Below are 9,734 nucleotides of genomic sequence, written 5' to 3'. Positions count from 1 at the left end.
CTCAGCTGGCCGGGCGGCGCGCGGCGCTCCCTTTTCCCCCCACCCCCCCGCGCCGCCGGCGCCCCCCCCCAATTAAAAAAAGCCATGCCCGAAACCCTGGGTTTGGGGGGCTTCGCTGTTGATCGATTGATACCAGCTTCGCGGCTTACGCCGCTCCCACAAGCAACGGCTAATGCCCGCCTGCCGATGCCGCACCCGCTCCCGCACCAAACGGCGGCTTGGCCAGCCACACCAGGCCGATGATCAACAGGAACACCCAACCCAGCAGCAGGAAAATATCGTTGAAGCCCATCTGCGAGGCCTGGTGATTGATCATCTCGTTGAGCACCGCTGCACCGTGTTGCAGGTCGCCCTGCCCCATGGCCGTCACCTGCTGATGCATGCCCGGATCGTACAGGGACACGTGTTCGGTCAGATCAGCATGGTGCTGCTGGGTACGACGCGCCCACAACCAGGTGGTCAGCGACGCCGCGAAGCTACCCGCCAAGGTACGCAGGAAGGTCGCCAGGCCGGAGCCGGCGGCGATCTCGCGGCCATCAAGATCGGACAGCAGGATCTGCAGCACCGGCATGAAGAACAGCGCCAACCCAACACCCATCAGCAACTGCACACCAGCAACGTGCTCGAAGTTGACCTGCAGATTGAAACCCGAACGCATGAAACTGGTCATCGACAACACGAAGAATGCAATCGTCGCCAGATAGCGCATGTCCACCTTGTGGCCAAACTTGCCCAGCACCGGCGCCACCATGATCGGCAGGATGCCCAATGGCGCTGTAGCCAGACCGGCCCAGATCGCGGTGTAGCCCATGTCGCGCTGCAACCATTGAGGGATCATCAAGGCCACCGAGAAGAACGCGGCGTAGCCAACGATCATCGCCAAGGTACCGGCGCGGAAGTTACGATGCCGCAGCAGCTTCAGGTCGACGATCGGGTCCTTGTCGGTCAGCTCCCAGATCACGAACACCGCCAGCATCACCACAGCAATGCAGGTCAGCACCACGATCTTGGTCGAGTTGAACCAGTCTTCCTCGTTGCCCAGGTCCAGCATCAGCTGCAGGCAGCCGACGCCGATCACCAAGGTGACCAGGCCGACGTAATCCATCTTCGGTCGTTCGGTGGTTTCAACGCGATGGCGCAGCTGGCTGCCAACAACCGCCGCGGCGATCACACCCAGCGGCACATTGATCAGGAAGATCCATTCCCAGCTGTAGTTGTCGGTAATCCAGCCACCGAGGATGGGACCGGCAATCGGCGCCACCACGGTGATCATCGCCAGCAAGGCCAGTGCCTGCCCGCGTTTCTCCCGTGGATAGATCGATACCAGCAGCGACTGGGTGATCGGGTACATCGGCCCAGCCACGAAGCCCTGCAGCGCGCGCGACACCACCAGCATGCCCATGCTCTGGGCGATGCCGCACAACAAGGAAGCGATCGAGAACGCGATGGTCGCCCAGATGAAGAGTTTCACTTCACCGAAGCGGCGGCTCAACCAACCGGTCAGCGGCAAGGCAATCGCGGTGCTGACTGCGAACGAAGTGATGACCCAGGTCGCCTGCTGCGAGCTGGCACCAAGGTTGCCGGCTATCGTCGGCAACGAGACGTTGGCGATGGTGGTATCCAGCACCTGCATGAACGAGGCCAGCGCCAGGCCGGCCGTGCACAACGCAACATTGGCTGGCCCTGCGCCGACCGTGGTGGCCGGCGCCGTGGGAGCTTGAGCGGACATGGTGACCTCAGCTGGCGCGCGCGGACTGCGGCAGGTTGTCCTGGATGATGCTGTGAATCAGCGCGTCGGCATCGTGCAGCTGCTTGGCATAGACCTGCGTGCCGTACACCGTACCCTTGGCCGCATCGGCCGGCAGCACCGTACCCTTCTGATCGTGCAGGTTGACCTCGGCCTTCATCGACAGGCCCAGGCGCAGCGGATGCTCGGCAAGCTGCTTGGCATCGACGGCGATGCGCACCGGCACCCGCTGCACGATCTTGATCCAGTTGCCGCTGGCGTTCTGCGCCGGCAGCAGCGAGAACGCCGAGCCGGTACCCAGGCCGAGATTGGTGATGTGGCCCTTGTAGGTGACGTCGCCACCGTACAGGTCAGAGCGCAGCTCCACTTCCTGGCCCAGGCGCATGTGCCGCAGCTGGGTTTCCTTGAAGTTCGCATCCACCCACATCTGCTCGGCCGGCACCACCGCCATCAAGGCGGCACCCGGCTGCACGCGCTGGCCGACCTGCACCGAGCGACGTGCGACATAACCGGTGACCGGCGCAACGATGCCGGCACGGGCGTTGTTGAGATAGGCCTGGCGCAGCTGCGCCGCAGCCGCCTGCACGTCGGGCTGGGTGGCGATGACGGTGTCGTCGATCAGCGCGCGGCTGCGCTCGACAGTCTCGCGCGAACCGGCAACGGCGGCTTCGGCAGCGGCCAGCTCATCACGGGCATGGGCCAGTTCCTCATTGGAGATGGCACCACTGGCAGCAAGGTCACGGCGGCGGGCGAAGTCTTCGCGTGCGCGCTTGACCGATACCATCCGCGCGTTCAATTCCGCCTGCGCACCCTCGGCGCTGCGGTACAGGCCGCGCACCTGGCGCACGGTGCTGGCAAGGTTGGCCTGCGCCTGCTGCATCGCCACTTCGGTATCGGCCGGGTCCAGCTGCACAAGCAATTGGCCCTGCTCCACCTTCATGCCGTCATCGGCGGCGATGGACACCACGGTACCGGTGATCTGCGGGGTGATCTGCACTTGGTTGCCGCCAACATAGGCGTCGTCGGTTTCCTCGGCCCAGCGGCCCAGGAAGTAGTACCACGCGGCAAACGCTGCCAGCAGGATCAGGATGACGAACAACAGGCCGCGCAGCAGCTTGCCGCGACGGCTGGGAGCGGCGGCTGCCGCTTCGGGGGAGGTTGTCTGGCTCATTCGGGGGACTCTCAGGAATGCGTGGTGTCGTTGCCAGCGGCAACGGCCGGCGCTGTGTCGGCGGTGGGCTGGAAGCCGCCGCCGAGGGCGGTGCTCAGACGTACCGAAGACAGCAGCTGCTGTGATTGCAGGTTGCTCAGCCCTTGCTCGGCCTGCAGCAGGCGGTCCTGGGTACTGAGTACATCGAGGTAATTGCCGATACCGGCGCGATAGCGCTGCTGCGCCAACTCGTAGGCGGTCTGCGCGATGCCACGCAGCTGCTGCTGCGCCTGCACCTGCTCGGCCAGCGAACGACTGGCGTTGACCTGGTCGGCAACGTCGCGCAGGGCCTCCACCAGGGTGTGGTTGTAGGTGGCCACGGCAAGGTCATAGTCCGCGTCACTGCTGGCCAGGCCAGCGCGCAGACGACCGCCATCGAAGATCGGCAGGCTCAGCGCCGGTGCCAGCAGGCCGAAGGTGGAGCCGCTTTCCAGCAGGCTGCCCAGGTCCTTGGACACCACCCCGCCCAAGGCGGTCAGGTTGAGGTTGGGATAGAAGCGGGTCTTGGCGACCTTGACCTGCTTGTCCGCCGCTTCCACACGCCAGCGCGCGGCAACGATATCCGGACGCCGGCCCAGCAGTTCGCTGGGAACCATACCTGGCAGCTGCAGGGCCAGCGGATTCAATTCATTCGGAACCTTGATGTCCAGGCCGCGATCCGGCCCTTTGCCGAGCAGCGCGGCCAGCGCATTGCGCGACACATCGATCTGCTGCTGCGCGGCCAGCTGCTGCTGTTGTGCGGCCGGCAGCCGGGCCTGTGCCTGCTGCACCTGCAATTCACTGTCGATACCGGCGGCGCGACGCTGGCGGGTCAGCTGCAAGGTCTTTTCGGCGCGCGCCAGTTCGTCACTGGCAACACGCTGCAGTTGACCGGCATGGGCCAGCTGCACATAGCCCTGGACGATGGCAGCAGCCAAGTCCAGGCGCGCAGCCTGCGCATCCACGGCAGCGGCGTGGCCACTGTCGACGGCGGCTTCCCAGGCAGCACGCTTGCCACCCCACAGGTCGACGCCATAGCTGAAGTTGGCCACGGCCTGCACGCTGCCCATGTAATGGCCGCCGATTTCATCACCGGCCATGGATTCGGGCAGGCGCATGCCGGTATAGCCCGGTGACAGCGACAGGTTGGGTTTGCGCTCGGCATTGCTGCTGGCGGCATGTGCCTGCGCCTGGCGCAGGCGTGCATCGGCTGCCTCCAGCGACGGAGAGCCGCGCAGGGCTTCGTCGATCAGCGCATCCAACTGCGGATCGGCGAGTGCACGCCACCAGTCGGCGGCAGGAAAGCCTGCCGCACTGAGCGGCGTACCGGCGAGGCTGCGGCTGCTGTGCAGGCTGTCGGTATCCAGCAGTCGCCCCTGCGGTTGCAGGCCACGGCTGCTGGCGCACGCGGCCAGGGCAAGAACCAGCGCCGCGGCCAGGAGGCCGCGGGCGGGTGAAACCAGGGATGTGGGGGAGGACATGGTTTTCATGGGGTCATCAAGGAGTCACGTATGCGCAGCAGCAAGGACATCAACATCTCCCGCTCCTCCGCCTGCAGGTCACGCATGGCGTCTTCCATCACCTTGTCGCCACGCTGTTTCAAGCGCAGCCACAGGGCACGGCCTTCATCGGTGAGCACGATCTGCAATGCACGACGGTCCTGCGCATGCGTCTCGCGGCGCACGCAGCCAAGTGCTTCGAACTTGTCCAGCAGACGGGTCACCGCGCTGGGGACCTGGTCCAGGCCGCGTGCAAGCTGGTTGGCGGTACAGGGCGCCATGTGCATCAAGGTCTTCAGACCGATGTAGTGGCTGAATCCAAGGCCGAGGTCTTCCTCTGCCATGGAGGCATCAAGCTGCCGGGCGAGGCCATCGCGGACTTGCCGCAGCAACAGGCCAAAGCTGGGGGGCTGGGTGGTGTCAGCACAGATCATAGGCGGGCATTTTCCTTCCAGATGGAATATTTCTCAATGGAAATATTCTACTTGGTATCAAATGCTGTGTTGCACCAATGGTGTCTGCGGCCGACCTGGAAACAGTAATGGCTGTGCTCGTGGCCCGGTAATACAATCCAGCCAATGAATGACGAAATCCAGCCAACCACAGGCGCCACACTTTCTTCGGTCCGGCGCCGGGCACCGCAGGGATTTGACATGCAGCTGCCCGCCCCGCTGCTGCGTGACCAGGAACTGGACTGGTTCGAGCGCGACGATGGCCCGCCGGTGTTCGGCTTCCGCTTCGACAGCCCGCAAGGCCTGGCCCGCGAGGTGGACTGGCACCAACACGCGCGGGCACAGCTGATCTGCGTCGAACGTGGCTTGCTGACCACCCGCACCCGTCACGGTACCTGGTCCTTGCCGGCGGGTTCGGGCGGCTGGATGCCCGCGGCCGAGCCGCATACGGTGGTGATCGACGGCCCGCTGCGTGGCTGGGGCATGGCCCTGGCCAGCCCGGTTTGCGTTGATTTACCCCACGATCCCTGCGTGATCGGCATTTCCCGCCTGCTCAATGCCTTGGCCGAGCGGATCAGCGACTGGTCGCCGGAGCAGCCGCTGTCAGCGCCCCAGCAGCACATGATGGATGTACTGCTGGACGAGATACGGCAGGCGCCGCGCCAGCGCATGCATCTGCCGATGCCGGCCGATCGCCGCCTGCTGCGGATCGCATCACAGCTGCTGGCCGAGCCCGCCGACGACCGCAGCCTTGCGCAATGGGCGCAGTGGGCGGGCCTGTCGCCGCGCAGCCTGAGCCGCCACTTCCGCGATGAGACCACCTTGAGCTTCGCCCAGTGGCGGCAGCAGGCACGGCTGGCCGAGGCGCTGCGCCGCCTCAACGACGGCCATGGCGTGGCCGACATCGCCCATTCACTGGGGTTCAGCAGCCCCAGCGCCTTCGTGATCGTGTTCCGCCGCCACTTCGGCCTGCCGCCGGGCCGCTACCAGAGCCGGGCCGATCAGGGGCTGGAAGGCGGGCTCGATCCGGTCCGTGGCTTGGCATCTCCGCCGCCATCCGGATAATCGTCGGATCAGGCAGCCGGCGGTCCCCGCCTTGGCTCCGCACAACAGGTAGCACCCACCCGCAATGACTGAGTCTGCACGCCCCGCTTACCATGGCTTCGAACAGCAGCCACTGCGCGAATACGCTGAACGCGCCTATCTCGACTACTCCATGTACGTGGTACTGGACCGCGCCCTGCCGTTCATCGGCGACGGGCTGAAGCCGGTACAGCGCCGCATCATCTATTCGATGAGCGAACTGGGCCTGGGCGCCGCCGCCAAGCCCAAGAAGTCCGCCCGCACCGTCGGTGACGTCATCGGTAAATACCACCCGCACGGTGACAGCGCCTGCTACGAGGCGCTGGTGCTGATGGCGCAGCCATTCTCGTTCCGCTATCCGCTGATCGAGGGCCAGGGCAACTTCGGCTCCAGCGACGACCCCAAGTCGTTCGCGGCCATGCGTTACACCGAATCCAAGATGACCCCGATCGCCGAGATGTTGCTGGGCGAGCTGGGTCATGGCACCACCGACTGGACCCCGAACTTCGACGGCACCCTGGAAGAGCCGACCTGGCTGCCGGCGCGCCTGCCGCACCTGCTGCTCAATGGCACCACCGGCATCGCCGTGGGCATGGCCACCGACGTACCGCCGCACAATCTCAATGAGATCGTCAGCGCGCTGGTGCGCCTGATCGACGAGCCGGACACCTCCATCGCCGAGCTCTGCGAGCACGTGAAGGGCCCGGATTACCCGACCACCGCCGAGATCATCACCTCGCCGTCGGACCTGCGGAACATCTACGAGACCGGCAACGGCAGCGTGCGCGCGCGCGCCACCTTCAAGAAGGAAGGCAGCAACATCGTCATCGATGCACTGCCGCACCAGGTCTCGCCGTCCAAGGTGATCGAGCAGATTGCCGCACAGATGCGCGCCAAGAAGCTGCCGTGGCTGGAAGACATCCGCGACGAATCCGACCACGCCAACCCGGTGCGCGTGGTGTTGATGCCGCGTTCCAACCGCGTCGACGCCGAGCAGCTGATGGGCCACCTGTTCGCCATCACCGACCTTGAGCGCAGCTACCGCGTCAACCTCAACGTCATTGGTCTTGATGGGCGTCCCCAGGTCAAGAACCTGAAGATGCTGCTCAGCGAATGGCTGCGCTTCCGCCAGGACACGGTCACCCGCCGCCTCAACCATCGCCTGCAGAAGGTCGAGCGTCGCCTGCACCTGTTGGAAGGCCTGCTGGTTGCCTTCCTCAACCTGGACGAAGTGATCCGCATCATCCGTACCGAGGACGATGCCAAGGCTGCGTTGATCGCGCGCTTCGCACTGAGCGAAGAGCAGGCCGAGTACATCCTGGAAACCAAGCTCAAGCAGCTTGCGCGCCTGGAAGAAATGAAGATCCGCGGCGAGCAGGATGAGCTGGCCAAGGAACGCGACAAGATCCTGGCCATCCTGCAGAGCAGCGCCAAGCTGAAGAAGCTGGTCAAGGACGAACTGCTGGCCGACGCCAAGAAGTTCGGCGATGAACGCCGTTCGCCGCTGGTGCAGCGCGGAGCCGCCCAGGCCATCGACGAAACCGAGCTGGTGCCCAGCGAACCGATGACCGTGGTGCTGTCGGAGAAGGGCTGGGTGCGTGCGGCCAAGGGTCACGATGTCGACGGTTCGACCCTGAACTACCGCGATGGCGACAGCCTGCTGGCGGTGGCGCGTACGCGTAGCACGCAGCAGGTGGCCTTCCTCGATACCGAAGGCCGCGCCTATTCCACGCCGGTGCATACCCTGCCCTCGGCGCGCGGCAATGGCGAGCCGCTGACCGGCCGCTTCTCGCCGGCCTCGGGCAGCAGCTTCGTCACCGTGGCCAGCGGCGACAACAACACCCGCTTCGTGTTGGCGTCCACCCACGGCTACGGCTTCGTCACCCGCTTCGAGAACCTGACCGGCCGCAACAAGGCCGGCAAGGCAATGCTCAACCTGTCCACCGGTTCGGCGGTGCTGACCCCGTCCTTGGTCGCCAACCCGGAAACCGACCGCATCGTCGCGGTCACCAGCGCCGGCAACATGCTCGCCATCCCGGCCAGCGAGCTGCCTGAGCTGGACAAGGGCAAGGGCAACAAGATCATCGAGATCCCCAAAGCCAAGCTCTCCACCGAGCGTGTGGTGGCGGTGGTCGCGGTTGGTCCGGGCAATACCCTGCAGGTGCGCAGTGGTCAGCGCACCATGAACCTGTCGTTCAAGGACCTGGAGACGTATCTGGGAACGCGGGCGACGCGCGGGCATCTGCTGCCGCGAGGGTGGCAGAAAGTGGAAGGCCTCGAAGTTCAGTAAACAGAGAAGGCCGGGCAATGCCCGGCCTTTTTTTGCTTGTGCTTGTGGGAGCGGCATCAGCCGCGAAGCTAAAGAAAAAACCGTCACCGGCAATCAAAAATCACTACAGATCCATTGCTTTCAGCTTCGCGGCTGACGCCGCTCCCACAAACAGCAAAGTAATCAGCACCGTACTCGCAACTGGAGAACCCCATGCAACCCGACTTCTGGCTGCAACGTTGGCAGAACGGTCAAATCGGCTTCCACCGCAACGAGGTGATGCCGCTGCTGCAGAAGCACTGGCCCGAGCTGCAACTCCCGCAAGGCAGTCGCGTGCTGGTGCCGCTATGCGGCAAGACCCTGGACATGCACTGGCTGGCAGCCCAAGGCCACCGCGTGCTCGGCGTTGAACTGTCACCGATGGCCATCGAGCAGTTCTTCGCCGAGGCCGGTATCACCCCGCAGCGCCACAGCAGCCAGTACGGCGAGCATTACAGCGCCGGGCCGATTGAAATCATCTGTGGCGATGCCTTCGCGCTGGATGCGGAACTGCTGGGGGATATCGCCGGCGTCTACGACCGCGCGGCGTTGATCGCCTTGCCACCACACCTGCGTCAGCACTACCGCGACACCTTGTACGGGCAGTTGCCGGTAGGCTGCCAAGGCGTGCTGATCACCCTGGAATACCCGCAGGACGAAAAGCAGGGCCCGCCGTTCTCGGTGGAGGAAGCCGAAGTGCAGCGCCTGTTCGCCAGCCCGTGGCAGGCCGGCCTGCTGGAGCGGCGCGACATCCTCGACCAGCAACCGGATTTCCGCGCCGACGGCGCAACCGCGCTATCCACCGCCGTCTACAGGCTGCAGCGCCTGTAATGCCCGTAGTGCCGACCCATGGTCGGCAGGGGCGTTACCGATAGATTCAAATGCCGACCATGGGTCGGCACCACAGAATCAATGCGCCGGGGTGCCCTTGGCGTCCATCTTGCTCAGCTGGTACAACTCAAGACCAATACGCTTGATCAGGCCCAGCTGCTTCTCCAGCCACCAGGCATGGTCTTCCTCGGTGTCACGCAACTGCAGCAGCAGGATGTCGCGGCTGACATAGTCACCCTGTGCTTCGCACAGTTTCACACCGGCGGCCAGGTTGGCACGCACCTGGTATTCGACCTGCAGATCCTTCTCCAGCATCTCCATGACGGTCACGCCCGGCTCGAAGGTGTGCGGACGCATGTCCGGATTGCCACCAAGGAACAGGATGCGGCGCAGCAATGCGTCGGCGTGTTCGGTCTCTTCTTCCATCTCATGACCGATACGCTCGTATAGCGCCAGCAGGCCCTGATCCTCGTAACGACGGGAATGGATGAAGTACTGGTCGCGCGCGGCCAGTTCGCCGCGCAGCAGCTCCTTCAGGCACTCAACGACTTCGGGTTTGCCCTGCATGGGGGGATGCTCCTGATGATTCGATGTGCATAGGGTGCCCCATCTGCAAACCCAATGA

Annotated in this window: 8 protein-coding genes; 3 read left to right on the top strand and 5 right to left on the bottom strand. The window is 64.7% G+C overall.

Going from position 1 to position 9,734, the window contains the following annotated elements; translation table 11 throughout:
• Window positions 1-169: 169 nt before the first annotated feature.
• Genes ACVOLV_RS11110 through ACVOLV_RS11095 form a run of 4 tightly spaced genes read right to left on the bottom strand, consistent with a single transcriptional unit; the run spans window position 170 to window position 4,869 of the window.
• The gene (locus ACVOLV_RS11110) at window positions 170-1,729 is read right to left on the bottom strand and encodes a DHA2 family efflux MFS transporter permease subunit (protein ID WP_481554456.1); all 1,560 of its coding nucleotides are present in this window, start codon (window positions 1,727-1,729) and stop codon (window positions 170-172) included.
• 7 nt (window positions 1,730-1,736) lie between these two features.
• A complete protein-coding gene (locus tag ACVOLV_RS11105) occupies window positions 1,737-2,918 on the bottom strand; it encodes a multidrug transporter (RefSeq protein WP_481554455.1) in 1,182 nt (393 codons plus the stop codon).
• Between the two features lie 11 nt (window positions 2,919-2,929).
• Window positions 2,930-4,417, bottom strand: a complete 1,488-nt coding sequence (locus tag ACVOLV_RS11100; protein ID WP_481554454.1) for an efflux transporter outer membrane subunit — start codon at window positions 4,415-4,417, stop codon at window positions 2,930-2,932.
• Window positions 4,418-4,422: 5 nt separating this feature from the next.
• Window positions 4,423-4,869: a MarR family winged helix-turn-helix transcriptional regulator gene (locus ACVOLV_RS11095; RefSeq protein WP_313169384.1), complete on the bottom strand. Its 447-nt coding sequence runs from the start codon at window positions 4,867-4,869 to the stop codon at window positions 4,423-4,425.
• Window positions 4,870-5,088: 219 nt separating this feature from the next.
• On the opposite strand from ACVOLV_RS11095, the gene ACVOLV_RS11090 reads away from it, so the two are divergent.
• The 3 genes from ACVOLV_RS11090 to ACVOLV_RS11080 all read left to right on the top strand — a co-directional run bounded on the left by ACVOLV_RS11090 (window position 5,089) and on the right by ACVOLV_RS11080 (window position 9,109).
• Window positions 5,089-5,952: a helix-turn-helix domain-containing protein gene (locus tag ACVOLV_RS11090; protein ID WP_481554453.1), complete on the top strand. Its 864-nt coding sequence runs from the start codon at window positions 5,089-5,091 to the stop codon at window positions 5,950-5,952.
• Between the two features lie 64 nt (window positions 5,953-6,016).
• The gene (gene parC, locus ACVOLV_RS11085; protein ID WP_481554452.1) at window positions 6,017-8,260 is read left to right on the top strand and encodes a DNA topoisomerase IV subunit A; all 2,244 of its coding nucleotides are present in this window, start codon (window positions 6,017-6,019) and stop codon (window positions 8,258-8,260) included.
• A 192-nt stretch (window positions 8,261-8,452) separates the two neighbouring features.
• Window positions 8,453-9,109 carry a thiopurine S-methyltransferase gene (locus tag ACVOLV_RS11080; RefSeq protein WP_481554451.1) on the top strand — a complete coding sequence of 219 codons (657 nt, stop codon included), beginning with the start codon at window positions 8,453-8,455 and terminating at the stop codon, window positions 9,107-9,109.
• A gap of 78 nt (window positions 9,110-9,187) precedes the next feature.
• Here the strand turns inward: ACVOLV_RS11080 and ACVOLV_RS11075 are convergent, their stop codons facing one another.
• Window positions 9,188-9,676, bottom strand: a complete 489-nt coding sequence (locus tag ACVOLV_RS11075) for a bacterioferritin (RefSeq protein ID WP_481554450.1) — start codon at window positions 9,674-9,676, stop codon at window positions 9,188-9,190.
• Between the last annotated feature and the right edge of the window lie 58 nt (window positions 9,677-9,734).

The sequence above is a fragment of the Stenotrophomonas sp. STEN023 genome, from assembly GCF_056760135.1.
This window is presented reverse-complemented; position numbering and strand designations above follow the sequence as displayed.